The organism is Neiella marina (assembly GCF_002165625.1).
Classification (GTDB): domain Bacteria; phylum Pseudomonadota; class Gammaproteobacteria; order Enterobacterales; family Neiellaceae; genus Neiella; species Neiella marina.
The window spans coordinates 160,601-176,818 of record NZ_NGNS01000007.1; the positions used below are offsets into that span (position 1 = coordinate 160,601).

Below are 16,218 nucleotides of genomic sequence, written 5' to 3' on the forward strand. Positions count from 1 at the left end.
ACCATGAAAGACATTGATGACTTCGGTTACCACGATGCGTTGATTAATGTCGTTCATGAATTGCTTCACCTGCATTGTGAAAATGATAGAAAGCGCGAATCAGCTTGGCTTCGTGCGCCCCACCCAGCACTCAACTCACTTTCGCCTAACCGTGCAATGCGAAGCACACAAGGTGCTGAAAAGGTATTTGATCTGCTCCGCTCAGAATACCGCACGAACAACCAAATTTAAGGAACGTCATGGCATTACCTGCACGATTTACAAAATCCGAACGAACTCTTCTCATCAATTTAGTTCAAGCAGAGTTGCGCCGAATATGCGGTGATGCTGAGTTTAGCGAGCTATCGAGTGTCCTTAAAAAACTACGCACCCAAGGAGAGGTTGACGATATCGATATTGACCAGATGTACATTCTTACCTGCCTCTGCCAAAGCCCGGCGCAAGTTGAGCGCCTAATGTCCTCCAACTTGGTTTGGTGTCAGTGGTATTTCGAGAACGTGCTCGCGAGCTGGAATTTAACGCCAAAAGCGTTAGTAGAAAATGGAGGTATAGATACTTTTTTAACGTGGCTCAACGATAAACGAAAAGGAGCATTTGAATGATGATGCTCAGCACCAAAGATGAGGATTAACAATGAGTCAATCTAACGATGGCAAGGATAACTTTATTAGCGAGCATGCTAATGAAAACCAAACGTTCGCATCAGTGACACTGTACAAGGATGGAATGGTCTGCGTGGTTTACGGCAATAGGATGACTCAGTTTGCTAAGTCGAGCTCCGTTAAACAAGCTTCTGCTTTGCTAAATTACATCGCCAGCGTAATTGATGATTAATTTAGTCCCTCCATTGCTTCTCTGAGAGGTTAGATTTCCCAAGGTTACAGGCCTCACAGAGTACCTGTAAGTTCTCTAGTTCCAATTCTAAATCGGGGTGGATAGATCTCGGTTTTATGTGATCCACGTGCATTCGCACACCATCGGCAGGTGTCGCGCCACAGCAGGCACAGCGAGCTCCGTACTTTTCCAAAGCTAGTGCTCTTATGCGTAACCATTTGGTCGAGCTATAAAAGTCAGCTTTGGGTTTAGGCTCAACAAAAGGAAGCTCCCGCCAGTCATCAATAGTTCTTGGTTCGCATTCTGGAAATAGGCAAATGGCATGATCGGCCTCTGGTTTTTCCCGCAGCCATTTCCAAATTGCTTTCAGAGCACCATTTTCACTGCTGTAACTGCGACTGCGATAGCTACTGCTTTTGAGATAATAAGTGACCCGATACATCCACAAATCCTATTCTTATAATTAGAGCACCTCAAACGGTGCGTTCGCCTTATCAAACTACTATCTTAACCCCACAGATACATCCTTGATCACCACATTGGCAAACGGCACTAACACATCAAACTCTGGGTCGAGTTCGAAAAACTCTTTTTGCGATTCAGGCAAGCCTTCATAGCCACCAATCACCTGATAAAGCCAGCTTTCGGCATCATAATCCAACGCCTCTTGTTCTAGGTATTGCAGAGCCGAAATGGAATCTGCGCCGGGTTTGACATGATCGATCACATGGACAAAATAGTTACTTACAGCCGCCTTAATCGGGTGCTCATTTAGCTCAAAGTCCTCATTTTCACTCAGAACCACACTCTCGGCGTGTTGAGCTTCAGAGACGGCATTGCGCAATAGCTGGTTGCTCTTAACTTGAGCTGCCTGTCGCATTAGGTCCGCTTCATGGGTGGCGTTTTGAATATCAACACTTGCCGGAGCAATGATGCACTCAGCTTGATTAAAGAGCATGGGCAACTGCTTATGGGCAACATGGTTAGCTACTTCATAATCAGGATGCTGACTGGTATAGAGCAGCCAGCCTTTTAGTAGCTTGGCCCGCCCCTGAATATGACGGAATCGTCCCAGCAGCTTTAACAAACGTCCCTGCACAACACCCAGCTCCTGGATACAGCCGGTGATCGTCTGCTGAAGGTTCGAAACCAACAGGCGACGTAACTCTCGAATATCCCCGGAGATATCGGCCAGCTCTTCAAAGCTAATCATCTCTAAGCCGGAAAGAAGCTCACTAACTTGTGACTGGGCTAATTCATTCTCGCGGATCTTGGCATTAATTGAGCCCACATATCCGAACTCGTTATTAATACGGCTCCACATCACTCGAATACTGTGTTGCAGCCCTTCACTAAAGGCATACACATGCTCGGATAGATCACGATAATAGGCATCTGATGCTGCAACATCCCCTTGATGACGAGACTCAGTATAGTGTTGTGCCAGCGTTTTAAAGGTGGCAACGGCAGAGCCTGCGTTGGCATCGATCTGGCGGTTGCGTTCATCTTTGAGCGCTTCTTCCAGCAAATTTCGAACGGCATGACGAAGGTGCAGGTCGGCCCCCGGCTCAGGCCGGTATAGCACTCCAGCTTTCACCAGCTTATCCTGAACCTTGGGCTCAAGTTTATGGTCACCTAACGAGCCAGCCAGGTAGGCATCCATGATGGTATCGCTATGACGAGCCATCATTTTTAGGAACTTACTTCCCGCTTGATGAAGGTTGTGACTCATCTCCTTCTCCCTTACAACAGGCTGCCTTGGGCACTCGCAGCTTCGGCATGGGCTTCTAAGTCCAGGGCCTCAGTCTCATTAATAAAACGGATCACCTCATAGAGGTAGTCTATTTTTCCCGTGGCGATATAGTGTTGCTTCTCAGGGTTTGGCCGCAGTAGATAACCCAACTCCACTAGGCGCTTAAAGATCTGTTTGATCTGCCCTTCAACCATTGCACTTTGTGAGCCAAACAGGCGGAAGTGGCTTAACTTAGCCAGTTCCTCACGCAAGGCTGGCGTCTCTTCAATGGTGGTTTGGATCTCATTGAGGCGTATCGGAACACCTTCTGTCAGAGGCGTATCATTCCCTTCTGCCTCTTGTACGAGCATCAACCACTGAGAAAGCGGGATTAGGCTATTCACAATCTCTTTAAATTGAGCCGACACCACTTTGCGCTCTGCATCGCCTAGAGTTTGATAACCGCAAAAGAAGACCTCAGAATCACTGCCTGATCCGCTTTCACCCACAGTGCGGTTGAGCACATTCAGGTGACTTTCAATCTGCTCACGATAATGGGGGTTCTTGAGCAAACGCCAACTATCTTCATCACTGGTTCGGCAGATAAACTCCCCTTTCAAAAGGCGCTCTAAAACTTGTCCGTTAGCCGATAGCATTTAGATCTCCTCCTGCTGGTTATGGGATTGAGCACGCTGCTTGAGTCGCTCTGCAATAGGATCAAACTTAGGTTTCACTACCTGTAACTGCTTCTTGTGCTTGTCGATGATATAACGGTTGCTAAAGAGACTTAGCACTTCGGCATCTGGATTAGGGAATGCCCCTAATACACTGATCTGGTTATTGCTACAGGCATCGAAGATCTTCTTGATGTTGTTGTGCGCCAAGGTTCCCAGCTCATCAATAGGCCAGTGAATGGTGGTCTTAGCTTTGCCACGCAGCAGGCGGGTAAAGGCAAGTAGGAACTTACAGAGGATGAGGTAAGCCATACCGTGACTGGAAGACTCGTTGAGCTGACGGTCAGTGCGAATAACCAGATCAGAAACACCCTCACGCAGTCTGAGCTCAATACCTAATAGGCTGGCAACACCGCCACTTAGCGCTGAGCGGCCAATAATGTCGAGTGCACGACGCATCGAGCTGGTGAATTCTTCATTTGGCAAGGTGTCAAAGTCATCACTCTGCCATTCACGATACGCCTTAACAAACGCCTGTAGCTCTGGCCAGAATTCCAGCTCGGAAACGCGAGAGCGGATCTTCACTGCCGAATCAGAAACCCCGTCTAGGAAGAGCTCTTCATCAACTTCACGGGTAATACGAGCACTTTGAGAAGCAATGCGGTTATCAATGCTATGGAGTACGTCATAGTAGTTATTCAGATCGCGTCCATAGGTTCGACCTAACTGCTTCACAGCAGTGATCTTCTGAGGCACTAACTCATTGATCAGGCGAGATAGCTCTGGCACCAACTTGCGATAATCCAGTACAAGACCACCTACTTCATTCACCAAAATACACTCTTCCCTCGAGCGCTCCCATGTCTCTGCCAGTGAAGAGCCATACTGATTCACAATTTCACGGTCGAAGCGGTCAACGCCATCTTTTACATAAGAGAGCAGCTTTTCACGATCATGTAGCAGCTCTTCACCCAAATTCAGACGTTCGGTCAAAGAGCCAGCTACTTCAGCGGCCTCATTTGTAAGCTGAAGATCGTTAAAGCGGCGCAATAAGCTTTTGAGTTTTTCCAGAGCGGCTTCTGTTTGATTTCGTCTATCTTTGGCCTGATTGAGCTGAGACTCCAGCTGCTTGCGTTGATTCTTATAGCTTCCATTCGCTGCGGCAAGTTTCTGCTCCAGCTCACTCTTTAGCTGTTGCTGCTGAATGAGTTGATCTTGCAATACAGGTTTGCGTTGCAACCATTGTGAGTTGTACCAAGCGGTGTAGTTCGCTACCTCATCACGCATCTTCTCTGTGGTTTGGATCTGTTGCTCTAGGTCTTCGATTTGAAGCTTGAGCTTACCAATCTCACTATCATCAATACCGTGCTCTTTAAGCTCAGCCTTATACCAATCCTCACACGCTTTCAGCTCATGCTTGGCTTTTTGTTGGCGCTCGGCAATCTCATCTTTTAGCTGTTGAATTTGCAGGTCTAAAGCCCCAACCACTTCGTCCCAGTGGGCCAGCTTTTCGATACGAGACTCACCCTCTTGATCTTTCAACTCATCCAGCCAGTTGGCCTTTTCATTTTCAAGATCCGCTAGTTGAAGTTTTAGCTCCTCAAGTTGCTCGCGAGCCAACTGTTTACGCTCTTGCAACGCTGCGTTAATGCGAGTCTGCTCACTCTGCTTCTCGTCCCTGAGCCTTTTCACATCGGCACGACTATTTTTTAACTCAGTATCAGCTAGGATCTGTTTGCGTTTAATGGCTTCAAGCTTTTGTGAAGCATCCACTAGCGCACGCTCACTCAGCTCATACTGCTCCTGGGCACGTTTGAGCTGCTCTTCGACGCTTTGCAGCTGCTGTTTAAGCTCTTGCTCTGAACGAGAATATTCGGGAGCCTCGATAGCACCTAAGTCCAGCGCTACCTGATAAACTGCATCAGCTGCATCTGGCAAGAGAGCAGGCTTTAGATCACTGCGTTGAAGAAGATCAGGATGGATCACCTTACCCAAAGAGCTTTCCCAACCCGAGTGTTCTTTACGTAAGAATTCAAGCAGTGAGTGATGTCCTGGGTAGAGCATTTCATTAATCTCACGGCTTTCGCTTTCAACTTCGCTCACCCGGCGTCCAGCCTGACGACGAGACTCTTCAGCGCTATCCTGCTCTCGTTTTGCTAGGCGTTCGTGTTTTTGCAGCTCGCTTAATCGCTCTTCGGCCAACTCACGCAGATCTTCGGCTGAGTAAATACGCTCATCAAAGACCTCAAGAGTCAACTTCTCCTGCTCGGTATAGGTAACACCGGCAAGCTGAGCATTCAGCTCTGCTTCTTTTTGTTTGAATTGAATTTCTTGGGTCTGGAATCGGCTCAGACCATCTTGTCGACGAATCGAAAACTGCTGCTCTAGGTCTCTGAGTGCACTGTTTTTCGCATCCTGTTTCTCACTACGCTCCTCTTGCAGCGTATCTTTTTGGTCATTCAGCCCACTAATGGCTCGGTTGCGCTGTCGCTCAATTTTGCTACAGCGTTCATTGTAGGCAGACTCTATATCCTGATGCGCTTCTGTTAGTAGTCGCAGACGCGCTTCAATATTGCTTAGATCATCACGCCAGACCGGCAGCTTCTCTAAATCAGCCCGAGCTTGCTCAATATCTTTAGCTTGATACGCAGCGTATTGATCTTCAATAGCATCTAGCTCACTTGAGTAGCTTTCCAGCTCAGTTTTTGCTTGTGAGAGCGATTGGTTTATTTCATCTCGCTCACTATGCCAGCGCTCTTCAAGCTGCTTCAGCTCTAACCCTAACAACTCAACCTGAGACTTAAGTTGCTCAAGTTGCTCCAACTGTAGCGTTTCATCGGCCTGATAGCCGCGCCTCAGGCCTGACAGCCGAGACTCGCAAGAGAGTAACTCGTTAAACTGCATCTCCAGTCGCTCAAATTCCGGCTGGATAGCTGCAAACCCTTGAATAAGCTGACTCTCTTTAATCCAGCTTTCAACCTTTTGCGGATTCAAGCTAGAGGCAGGAGGCGTCACGCCATCCTCTTCTAAAATGGCAGCAATCATTGATTTGATTGTTTCCATTTTGCCCTCTTTAGAGTGAACCGCTCGTGCTAATTTTTCGATATGACGAAGGGTATGTTCACTGTCGCAAAGGGAGAACTGTCTGGCCAACGAACGTAACTCATTTTTTGCTGAGCCAGTATTTAACAACACACGATCATTCTGGATGATGCCACGGAACTCGCGGGTATTTAGCTGACGCGTGGTCGCAATACCACGTCGTTTCACCTCTTTGCCAAACTCTTCCATAGTCCAGAACAGTATGGTGTCACCCTGACGACTTTTCAGGTAATCATCCAGCTCAAAAGCTTTACCTACTAGGCGGTAACGTACACCGTTACGATCACTGGCTGCCGCCAGGACAACCTGGCACAGCTCGCCATCCATACGCTGATATTCATAGACAAGAAAGCTATCTTCGCGGGGCAAATACCACTTTTCAAAACTATCCCGTGTTGAAGGAACCACCCTACTTGGATATTCGCCATAGAAAACTGGAACTAAGCGCTGTAGCGTAGTTTTACCTGAAGCATTGGTTCCGCAAATGTTTGAGTGTCCGTCCAGTTTTAACTCCACCACACCAGGCAGGTGGGTGTTAAGGAGTACGATTCGTTGTAAGCCTGTCAAAGTCATCCCTGAAAGTAGTTAAGGAAAAACAAAGGAAGAATACTAGCAAAATAAGTAGGGAATTGGCATTGAGTTGCAGCCGCTTTGAGAGGGCTTGGGACACGTGATTCACGTTGAGAACAGTATGGCCACTGCTCAGAATGGAACTGCTAAAAAGCAGGAAAGCAACTCACCGCAAAGAAAGATCAGGAGCCGTATTAAATACATGGGTTCTACCCACTACCTGACATCGTGAAAGCGATAAATACGTCCATTCTCGTTCACCTCTGCAACCTTTCTCAAAGCTTCCGCTGGCGACAAACCGAACTTTCGGGTTAGCACCACGAACAGGTGATAGACCTCGGATTTCAGATCCGCAGCGAAGATCCCAGGATCATCAGACCCCAAACAAATAGACATAGGGACATCACCTTCGATCACCTCCTCCTGCAAGCCCATCCAGCGAAAAATATGGTGCTCTCTGACATCGCGATACTGACTGATACGGGTATTGCTGGTTGGAGGGCATTCTACCGCAATGTTTCGGTCTGCCATTTTTGCCATCACGGCCTGTTGCAATGAAACAACCGCCTTATCGGGCAAGTATTCAAGGGAAACTTCAACATATTCTGCACGCTGTTGACGCACGTCATCAGATGTCAGCCATTGCTTATACAGCTTCAGCGGCCGTGTCATGCCTGCCGTTTTTGCGTAGTCTCTAGCTAGCTCGTACTCTTCCAACCAGAAGGATTTCGGTTTTAATGGCCCATCCAATTCACCTAGCATGCCTTCTGATTCAGCCAATACCCCCCTCAAGTTAAACACCTTATCGAGGGTGGTAATAGAGATTTCTTCTTCAAGTGAAAACACCTCATGGGCCAAACGAACCGCTTCAATCGCTGCATCACTGGCGTAACGTAGTAGTTCGGGGTGGCTTCTCAGCTCCCGCCAGATAAACACCAGATCGAGCAATCGTGTCTCTTTGGTCATGGACAACGACGATGGCAAAGAGCGTTTCCAAATATCAGGCGTGATTCCAATTGCCGTGCAGTGACCAAGACGGTCGCCATTACGCAACGGCAAAAACCTCAAGGCGTCATCTATTGATCGAATACCACTGATCAGGTGCGGAAAGTCCTCGCCAACATGATAGGTAAAATGAGCAATCCCTGATTTGGCTAACGCCCGGAACAAAGGGCCAAACAACTCCGGTGGCGCGTGCATCTCGTTAGCAGCAGCATCCACTCCTCTAATCCAGCGTGTCAGGCGTGGTTCGTACTTGAGCATGTCCATCAAGATAGCCGCCTGATTCTTCAAATCCTTTAATAGCAATGCATAGGGATAGATTTCACCCTTTTCGGGCTTTCTCTTGATAAAGTGCGGCACCAGCGCAAGCTCGGCACATATACTGTTGGACTTAACCTGTTCAAGATTATCGAGAATCTGAGTGACATTCAGTGGTTGGGAATGCTCCCAGGCCACAGTCATGTGACCTTTAAGGTATTCCCAGTAACCACGCAAAACGCTGAAGAGCAGATTTTGCATTTTGCTGGGATCGCGTTTCGGAGCGAAACGTCCTTCCAGATAATGCACCTGAGAATACACACCGACACCATGTGCATGTTTGAAACGAGATAAATATGATTTCTCAGTTTCTTCCCTCAGTTCCGTCATGGTGTATTTTTGGAACTGATCAAAACCGAAAAAATCGTCTCGCTGAACCAGAAGCGTCAGATATTGGTTCTGAATCAGTAGGTAAATCCACAACAAACGCTCCAAGTTCTCATTTGCACCATACCTCCATTTTTCGAACACCCCTGTGAGCAAACAGAATTCGGATTCCTGACTGTATTTTTTGTCCGTTGGCCAAACCGCCGCAAAACCGTACTCTTTTCCATGATGCATAATTGTGCTGTCCGCCAACTGCTGCGGGTGCTGCAATGACGCCATCCACTCTGGCGACTCCACGCCCTGAGCCACGCGGCAAAGAATTTCACGAATATTGCTCGCGATCTGCAAACGCTCCCTGAAGGTGGCAGGCGTCAGGGAGGGGTCAATCTGGGCACAGAGTTGTTTCATCTCTTGTGTAGCCCAGCCCTTCTCGAAGTCTCTGACGGCCACTTCTGGGTGCTTGAGTGCATCCAGCCAACACTCTTCCGCACTGGTGCTGCCATTCAGATGTTGATGAGTTTCGTGCAGGCGTTCGCGGGTAATGTAGTCCTCAACCGCAGGGTGATAAGGGTACAAAGGCCAGTGAAAGCTATATTCCTGACTTGTAGGCCCGGGGTTAAATACTTGATGACAGGCCATAACCGGCAGGCACGACACCCTGCTCATCAGAGTTTGCCATTCCGAGAACAAAGCAAGATCGGTTTTGGGACCACCTTTTTCGTTTTTAACGTATTTTTCAGAGATCAAGCGTAAAGCAGCAATTGGGCCGAGTTTCATATTTCGCTGCTTGAGTTGCTGTACTAATGATAACCAAGCCGACTTGGCTACATGGTCAGGCAAACAGCGTGCCTGCTCGTATTGAGCTAGGAATACGGATGACTCCACGCTGTCATCAAGTGATACCTCATCCAACGAAGCGGTATTCAGGCAATGCAACAGTGCTGTTGAATTAAGAAGAAAGCGTTCCATATCCAATCCTTATAGGGAGGTATTTATTTTTCGCTTGCGTTGTCACTTGAAGAAGGGGAGCTACTCTCCCCAACTGATCTAAGGTCAGGGTATTTTGCACCTGCGATTGTGGCTGTATTTAGAGACATTATTGTCTTACTGGAAGTTTCCGTATCAATACTGCTATCTGGATTTTCATTACTAAACAAACCGCTGAACTCACTTTCCGACAAGAAGTCGCTATCAGCTGCGTCCGGTTCGATTATTCCTGCAATAAGATTGCGAAAACTTTCTTCTTTTCCGTAGGATCTTGGTGAACCATTAACCCCTCCAACAGGAAAGATAAATGGATGGAGAATTGGGCAACTAATCAATAAGAAAAATAATGGATTATTCTCTTCCCATTTTTTTTCCTTTTCTTTCAATGCATCGTCTATTGTTCTTATTTTCTTTTCAAACTCATCAAGCGAGGTGATCGGGTTTAGCCTTAGTCCTCCGCCAAGATATTCTTCATCAGTGATCGAGTGATATAAGCTCTCTTCAACAAGAACCGCATGAAGTAAAGCTAAGACATTAAAGCGCATAATTTTCGCAGCATTTGACTGTTTAGCCGTTCGGCCACTCTGAGAATCACTATAGAGCTTAGTTTTATGCTGATCTGCTATGTTGTTCAGGTTGAAATATAGTCGAGTCCATACTTTGCCAATCAATAGCGCTGATGGGCAAATAGTCGTCTGAATTTCTTCAACTTTTTCAAGCCACTTTGAAACTTTATCTATGGCATCAGAAAAACTACTTTCGGCTTCTTGATCAATTTCTTCGACTTCTTCATTATCAGTTTTTTTCATTCCTGCACGATCAGCAGCATCGCTCCATGGGGGAACGATACATGTTGGCTGTGCTATTGCCTTATTAAATGCGTTAGCAATCGCAGTACCTTCACGATGGCATGCGGAGATATCGGCGATAGCACCAATCAGATTAAAAACACTACTGAAATCCATGAGGTTAACTGAAACAACCGAACTCAAGGATGCCGCCATTGCAGCTTTTGCTAGGCCTTTTTCAGCATCAATATTAAATGTATTGTAACCTTCTGGCGTGCTGCGGCGTGCTTTACGGTTTAGCTGTACCATGCCAAGAAAAACGCCAACCTTTTCATTATTTGGGTTGTTTGCAACCACTGCGCAACATCGATTAGCCCAATGGGAGGCACTTTCTATTCTGCCCACAGACATATAGGCTAAATACTCACTGACGAGCTGTTCAAATTTGCCACTATCATTTTCTGCCTGTGCCAACCCTGTCACAAATTGGTTGAAAATGCTGACAGAACCACAACCAACCAAAAGCATCTGTAGGAATTTTGACAAACTTCCCTGACAGTTTTCGCTTACCTGAGAGGCTAAATAAATAGAGCAGTTTCTTAATGCCTCACTCTCAGACTGAGGCCGCAAATAAAACCCCGTATTAAAATCACGATCCTGCTTTACATAAGTAAATATATCTTTGCAGAGCGAATCCATGCCAAAACGGTGTTGTTCATAGTTTAACCCCGCACGATAAATGCTACTAAGCATCGAACCATACAAAGAATTTCTAAGTAAATTTGGAATTGATACGTCACCTTTTTTGCCAATGGTTTCGTTTTTGTCTTTATTTTTTATAAGCTTGGAATGATTTTTTTTGGTATAGAAATCTTGAAGTACCTGCATTAACAAACGAACTGGCTGCTTTAGTAGTTCATTAACATACATATTCGAATCTGAACCATCTCGAAGGTTCAAACCTTTCCTAACGGCACTTGCGATAGCGTTACGAACATCGATTCCATCCTTATCGCTCATATCAGGCTTAGTTTTAACCTTGATAGTTTCTTCGCCGCTCCCTCCCTTTTCGCCGACCAGTTGCAGCATGGTTTTCAACTGCATACGCTTCTGAACTGGGAACAATTTCAATAAATATTGTTGTTCAAGGTGCTCCACCATATAGCCCCTCTCAGCTAACCGGACAATTTCTTTTTCCTGATCGAGCAAAGTCTTGCCATAGTTTTCATATTGCTTGCCGCGAATTAACTGAGAATAAAGGCGCAAGTCACCTGTCGCCACTACCACCAACTTCTGACTATTAAAGTATTTTCTAATAGATTCAAGTACATCCCACCCCGTATCAAACTGAGTATCAATATCATCAAACGAGATCATAATGGCTTTGCAGTCTAGAACTTCACATGCACATTCAACCAATCTATCAAAGATTTCTGACAAATCCTGGCCACCGATGGAGTAATCAAGCTGGGCATCCAGTTTCAAAGCGTCACTGAAATATTCCGGCTTGTATTCCTTGTCAGTTAGCAGATGCAAACCACGCTGGAGCTGTTCAAGGTGACTCTGCCATTGCTCCTTTTGCTTTGAGTGGTGATTCGATGACCAGTCCCTTTTTAACTTGTTGGACACCACCTTGTTGAGGCGAGCTGTCACTGTTACCAGAATAGGTTCATGACGTGGCAGTTTGGTGGGGTCTATAGTCGGAAGACAATTGATGCTAGTGTCCGAGTCACTTTGGTCTTTATTCAGGCGTTCGACCACACTGTTTATAAAGGTGGTCTTACCCGCACCGCGAGTACCATCCACAAAAAACACATTACGGCCTGATTCATCAATAAATTGAGCAACCCCTGGCGAATTGTTAGCTTCGGAGGGGGTAATTGAGCTTCGAATGCTTTCAACCAGCTGATCACGCAATGTTTTCTGGATCAAATCGCCTTCCTTGGTGCTGCCCGGAAGATTTGGGGCGAACAAATCGATGATGATTTCGTTTGTCTCTTTTTTTTCTGTCTGCGTGTTATCTGTCATATCCGTTTCGATCCAGTCATTTTGTTTTTTGGCCAGCCTGTGCATCAGAACTAACGCTTCAAATTGACACAGCATTGCTTAAAGCAATGCTCAATGTCTTTCGCCTTATTCACTCCCCGCTCGATCTTTTCCTTGAACCATTTATGCTCTTCGGGGAATATGTGTTCGATAAAGGTATGGGCTTTTTCGAATAGTTGGAGTTTTTCGCTCATTTCCTGCCTACTGCCGCCCTGCTATCGTTGTTCCCTCGCGGAGCGTGGGAACGAGAATTACGTACAATAATTTTATTGGGTCTCCAAATGGGCCAATTACCCACCATTTGGGGATTGTTCATGCATCTGACTAATACATAACCATATGTTTTTGCTATGGTATCATAGCAATACCCAAGCGGGGTGTGGAAAAGAAAATACGACAAAGAAAGGTTTTTCACACACTTCTAAATAGAATTAGAAAATCTATCGAAAAATCTTGAAAGCAGACTAATGAGGGCGCTTTCTGTAACAACGAACAGGACAGAAATGGTTTGGCACTCGTGGAATCTGCCTCATTCTGAACTACTCGAGAATGAGTAGTTCTAGCCATTCTGAAGTATCGACACAACTTTATGATTTACATCGATTGCTGTTCTGATTCTCAGTGAGAATATCCACTCACCTGCACTCTGCATGATTTCTGATAGCTCTTTGGAGCGATGATTGATTTGTTTCCACTCTTTTGTATAAAGCGATTCAATCCAGGAAATTCGAGCGATACAGTTTCCGTCTCTGCTTAGTATGTTAACTAGCAAAGATGCTTGAGCCCCAAGCATTGCAAGCTGCTCTTTTACGCTCTTTTCGTAATATGGCAGCACCAATTTAAACAACTGCGTGATTTCACTACTAGAAGCGTTCTTTATCTGGCCGTCGAGGTTACGTACGCGACGAGCTAGCTCTTTATCATGAGCAATAGCGTCATTGCATATGCGATCGATGAAATTGATAAACTTAGATTTTTCGACTTGATTAACAGCAGACAGAATATTGGTAAGCTTCATACAGAATGTCCTTATTCTTTCATGATTAAGCGACCACTAATCTACCACTATGGCTGTGGTTATTGTATGAAAATAGAGACTTATCAACCGTTATTGAATTTGCATCACAGTCTGTTGGTCGTGGCGAGTGAATAGCTCTAAGTACTCGTAAATCGGTCAATATCTGGTGCAACACTGAATAACGTGAGAACTTTTGGAAGCAAGATCACTCTAAAAACATGAACTATCGAATTATCAGTCAGTTAGGAAGGAACTAGAACTTCCAAAAATTTATCCACTACTCGAGAATGAGTACGTTTAGCCATTCTGAAGTATCGACACAACCTTCTGATTTAGCTTCCCTATTCTGAACTAGCTGAGAATTGAGCCTGTGCTAGAATTTTAGGTGTTAACGGACTATTGATATGCGTTTAAAGAAACAATATTCACATAGTTCGATTACCTGCTCGAAGAGACCAACAATGCTTCCGAAAGAGATTGCAAGCCAGATTGTTTGGCCAGATGGATTGTCGAGTGAGCTAAAACAGCAATTATGTGCTGTGGGTCAACTTGTCAAAGATATTAAGCCGAAGCCTGACTCGTCTTACGAGCCAGCCTCCGGGATTTGGTATGTACTTGATGGGGTTATCACTCTTTATATGCAGATCCCAAGTCTTTCGACAGTCAACAGCGTTGTTCTGGGTCGAGGCGATTGGTTTGGTCACTTTGACGAAACTGAAGAAAACAACCCGTTTATACAGGTTGTACAGGTTATCCCTCTCATCGCCGTTTTCATGCCATCCGAACAAATCATGCGCCTCGCACAAACCAACCATGAAGTATACAAATGGTATTATCTTCAAGGTCTTATAATGAAGCCAAAATGGTTGCAAGCACAGGTAATACGGAGCGGTAGTGTGATGGAGAGAATCATATACATCCTTTTAGATATCGCGGCTAGACAAGGCAGTTCAGTAAAAGCTACATACCCTATTCCTCTCTCTCAAAATCAACTTAGCTTACTAACTGACATCTCGCGCCAACGTGTAAATGAGGCTTTAAAGGCTTTAGAAAGAGCGCAAGCGATCGAAGTACACCGAGGCCAAATTTTGTTGACGGATATTTCAAAACTGGCAACACGTTTACAGGGCTACGACCTAGCATTTCACAACCCTCTAGAAATAATGGACACCCGCCAAGAAAACTAAATCTTCCCTTTTGTTATCACAAAGAACTGTCCCAACGTCTCAAATCGATATTTTTTAAAAAGGTTGTTTTTTATACAAATGTCCGGTTCGTGACAGATATTGATTTCTGACTACGCATAATCCGCACAGTTCAATTAGACAAAGAGAGCGGAGCGAGCAGTGGTTAGGGCTGACATATTGGTAATAGGTAATATTTCCGGTTCACAACCGGAACTTAGATTTCTGGCTAATCAAGTGGCATCAGGTGCAGTGGTCGAAACTGATTGTGCAGAGGAAGGCCTTCACCTTTTGGAAGCAGGGTTTGAGCCCGAACTGGTGATCTGTGATGTGTGTGTGAAGGGGATGGGATGCCTCGATATAATCAAAAGAATTGGTCAGTTAAACTTTTCAACAGTCATCGCGTTTGATAACCAAATTTGCGAAAAAGTCTTGGAGGTACTTCGAGATAGAGCTCTGATATTCGGGCTAAAGTCTGTTGTGGCATTACCCTACCCCCTAACTAAAGACACTTTAACTTCACTTATCGAGAGTGCAACAAAAGATAATGCTGCAAATAGCAAATCTAGACCAATTTGCTTTAAGGCTACTGAATCGGGCGTTGCAGAAGCCTTAGCAGCTAATCAGTTAGAGGCCTATTTTCAACCGCACGTTGATACCCAAACCAGTGAGCTTATTGGCGCTGAAGCTTTAATCCGATGGAATCATCCGGAACATGGAGTGTTAAATCCAGGGCAGTTTTTAGAGTCTGTTGCAGGAACTGAAGTTATGCATCAAATAACGCTAGAGATGATTCAGCAGGCTATTTCAGCTGCGGTAAGTTGGCGTTGTATGGGTTTGAATCTTCGTGTATCGGTCAACGTAGACGTTAGTGATATCGAAAAATCAAACTTTGCCGAAATGGTCTCTGGAATGTTGAACAAGGCGGAGCTTGCCCCCTCTATGTTAATGCTAGAGCTTACTGAGCGGGAGTTAAGACATGACATCATCGCCGTATTCGAGGGAATGACGAGAATTCGGAAGCTTGATATTGGATTGTCAATCGATGATTTTGGAACCGGCCATTCATCACTTGAGCAATTGATAATGGGCCCGTTTACCCAAATCAAAATTGATCGAAAGTTCGTCGCTCATATGCTGGCTTGTAGAAAGCACTTGGCCGCAGTCAAAAACACAGTTTCCCTTGCCCGAGAACTTGACTTAGAGCTAGTGGTTGAGGGAGTCGAGAATACGGCTCAAGTCCGCTCGCTCAAGCAAATGGGTTGCTCCATTATGCAAGGTTATTACTGGTCAAAGCCCTTATCAAACGCACAATTCACTCGTTGGAGTACCATGTTCAGAGACAGCAACTTGAAAGTTGCAGGAGTTGCGTAATGAAACGCTTTGAAATGAAAGCGGCGGGCACTTTTCTCTCCGGTATTCCTGCTTGTATGGTAATTCTTTCTATTGGAGTCGTACTGACTACTTGGGCTAGTTGGTACAACAATACTTTAGAAAGACGCGCTTTGTTAGATGACTTTCAGCATGTTGAATCGACCAGCCTTTCGTAGACCACTCGTTAGTTGTAATTTCCAAGTTTCTCATAAGCCAGCGGAGGCATGTCTCCTGCGTGACTGTGCTTGCGCTTAGAGTTATA

General features: G+C 45.5%; 14 protein-coding genes. 6 read left to right on the top strand and 8 right to left on the bottom strand.

Annotated elements, in window-relative coordinates; translation table 11 throughout:
* The first annotated feature begins 3 nt into the window (after positions 1 to 3).
* From CBE68_RS08455 to CBE68_RS08465, 3 genes are read left to right on the top strand one after another with little or no spacing between them, the layout of a single operon-like run.
* Positions 4 to 231 carry an antitoxin Xre/MbcA/ParS toxin-binding domain-containing protein gene (locus tag CBE68_RS08455; RefSeq protein ID WP_158100543.1) on the top strand — a complete coding sequence of 76 codons (228 nt, stop codon included), beginning with the start codon at positions 4 to 6 and terminating at the stop codon, positions 229 to 231.
* Between the two features lie 8 nt (positions 232 to 239).
* Positions 240 to 602, top strand: a complete 363-nt coding sequence (locus CBE68_RS08460; RefSeq protein WP_087505645.1) for a hypothetical protein — start codon at positions 240 to 242, stop codon at positions 600 to 602.
* 31 nt (positions 603 to 633) lie between these two features.
* Positions 634 to 834, top strand: coding sequence for a hypothetical protein (locus tag CBE68_RS08465; protein ID WP_087505646.1), 201 nt, complete (start codon positions 634 to 636; stop codon positions 832 to 834).
* Between the two features lies 1 nt (position 835).
* On the opposite strand, the gene CBE68_RS08470 is transcribed toward CBE68_RS08465, so the two are convergent.
* From CBE68_RS08470 to CBE68_RS08500, 8 genes are all read right to left on the bottom strand, one after another.
* A complete protein-coding gene (locus tag CBE68_RS08470) occupies positions 836 to 1,276 on the bottom strand; it encodes an HNH endonuclease (protein WP_087505647.1) in 441 nt (146 codons plus the stop codon).
* A gap of 60 nt (positions 1,277 to 1,336) precedes the next feature.
* Positions 1,337 to 2,566, bottom strand: coding sequence for a phosphoenolpyruvate carboxylase (locus CBE68_RS08475; protein WP_087505648.1), 1,230 nt, complete (start codon positions 2,564 to 2,566; stop codon positions 1,337 to 1,339).
* Between the two features lie 11 nt (positions 2,567 to 2,577).
* Positions 2,578 to 3,222 carry a hypothetical protein gene (locus CBE68_RS08480; protein WP_087505649.1) on the bottom strand — a complete coding sequence of 215 codons (645 nt, stop codon included), beginning with the start codon at positions 3,220 to 3,222 and terminating at the stop codon, positions 2,578 to 2,580.
* Positions 3,223 to 6,909 carry an ATP-binding protein gene (locus CBE68_RS08485; RefSeq protein WP_087505659.1) on the bottom strand — a complete coding sequence of 1,229 codons (3,687 nt, stop codon included), beginning with the start codon at positions 6,907 to 6,909 and terminating at the stop codon, positions 3,223 to 3,225.
* A gap of 219 nt (positions 6,910 to 7,128) precedes the next feature.
* Positions 7,129 to 9,528 carry an amidohydrolase family protein gene (locus tag CBE68_RS08490; protein WP_087505650.1) on the bottom strand — a complete coding sequence of 800 codons (2,400 nt, stop codon included), beginning with the start codon at positions 9,526 to 9,528 and terminating at the stop codon, positions 7,129 to 7,131.
* Positions 9,529 to 9,551: 23 nt separating this feature from the next.
* Positions 9,552 to 12,362, bottom strand: a complete 2,811-nt coding sequence (locus CBE68_RS08495; protein ID WP_087505660.1) for an archaeal ATPase — start codon at positions 12,360 to 12,362, stop codon at positions 9,552 to 9,554.
* A gap of 50 nt (positions 12,363 to 12,412) precedes the next feature.
* Positions 12,413 to 12,574 (bottom strand): hypothetical protein, encoded by a 162-nt coding sequence (locus CBE68_RS18720; RefSeq protein ID WP_158100544.1) that lies wholly within the window; start codon positions 12,572 to 12,574, stop codon positions 12,413 to 12,415.
* A 365-nt stretch (positions 12,575 to 12,939) separates the two neighbouring features.
* Positions 12,940 to 13,398, bottom strand: coding sequence for a hypothetical protein (locus CBE68_RS08500; RefSeq protein ID WP_229744705.1), 459 nt, complete (start codon positions 13,396 to 13,398; stop codon positions 12,940 to 12,942).
* 461 nt (positions 13,399 to 13,859) lie between these two features.
* On the opposite strand from CBE68_RS08500, the gene CBE68_RS08505 reads away from it, so the two are divergent.
* From CBE68_RS08505 to CBE68_RS18725, 3 genes are all read left to right on the top strand, one after another.
* Positions 13,860 to 14,585 carry a Crp/Fnr family transcriptional regulator gene (locus CBE68_RS08505; RefSeq protein WP_158100545.1) on the top strand — a complete coding sequence of 242 codons (726 nt, stop codon included), beginning with the start codon at positions 13,860 to 13,862 and terminating at the stop codon, positions 14,583 to 14,585.
* A 159-nt stretch (positions 14,586 to 14,744) separates the two neighbouring features.
* A complete protein-coding gene (locus CBE68_RS08510) occupies positions 14,745 to 15,956 on the top strand; it encodes an EAL domain-containing response regulator (RefSeq protein ID WP_087505652.1) in 1,212 nt (403 codons plus the stop codon).
* Positions 15,956 to 16,132, top strand: a complete 177-nt coding sequence (locus tag CBE68_RS18725) for a hypothetical protein (RefSeq protein ID WP_158100546.1) — start codon at positions 15,956 to 15,958, stop codon at positions 16,130 to 16,132. Before CBE68_RS08510 ends, CBE68_RS18725 begins: the two co-directional genes overlap by 1 nt.
* Positions 16,133 to 16,218 lie beyond the last annotated feature (86 nt).

Excerpts from the sequence above, each read along its gene's own strand:
- CBE68_RS08455 (WP_158100543.1), top strand. The coding sequence starts at position 4 with ATGAAAGACATTGATGACTTCGGTTACCACGATGCGTTGATTAATGTC.
- CBE68_RS08460 (WP_087505645.1), top strand. The coding sequence starts at position 240 with ATGGCATTACCTGCACGATTTACAAAATCCGAACGAACTCTTCTCATC.
- CBE68_RS08465 (WP_087505646.1), top strand. The coding sequence starts at position 634 with ATGAGTCAATCTAACGATGGCAAGGATAACTTTATTAGCGAGCATGCT.
- CBE68_RS08470 (WP_087505647.1), bottom strand. The coding sequence starts at position 1,276 with ATGTATCGGGTCACTTATTATCTCAAAAGCAGTAGCTATCGCAGTCGC.
- CBE68_RS08475 (WP_087505648.1), bottom strand. The coding sequence starts at position 2,566 with ATGAGTCACAACCTTCATCAAGCGGGAAGTAAGTTCCTAAAAATGATG.
- CBE68_RS08480 (WP_087505649.1), bottom strand. The coding sequence starts at position 3,222 with ATGCTATCGGCTAACGGACAAGTTTTAGAGCGCCTTTTGAAAGGGGAG.
- CBE68_RS08490 (WP_087505650.1), bottom strand. The coding sequence starts at position 9,528 with ATGGAACGCTTTCTTCTTAATTCAACAGCACTGTTGCATTGCCTGAAT.
- CBE68_RS08495 (WP_087505660.1), bottom strand. The coding sequence starts at position 12,362 with ATGACAGATAACACGCAGACAGAAAAAAAAGAGACAAACGAAATCATC.
- CBE68_RS18720 (WP_158100544.1), bottom strand. The coding sequence starts at position 12,574 with ATGAGCGAAAAACTCCAACTATTCGAAAAAGCCCATACCTTTATCGAA.
- CBE68_RS08500 (WP_229744705.1), bottom strand. The coding sequence starts at position 13,398 with ATGAAGCTTACCAATATTCTGTCTGCTGTTAATCAAGTCGAAAAATCT.
- CBE68_RS08505 (WP_158100545.1), top strand. The coding sequence starts at position 13,860 with ATGCTTCCGAAAGAGATTGCAAGCCAGATTGTTTGGCCAGATGGATTG.
- CBE68_RS18725 (WP_158100546.1), top strand. The coding sequence starts at position 15,956 with ATGAAACGCTTTGAAATGAAAGCGGCGGGCACTTTTCTCTCCGGTATT.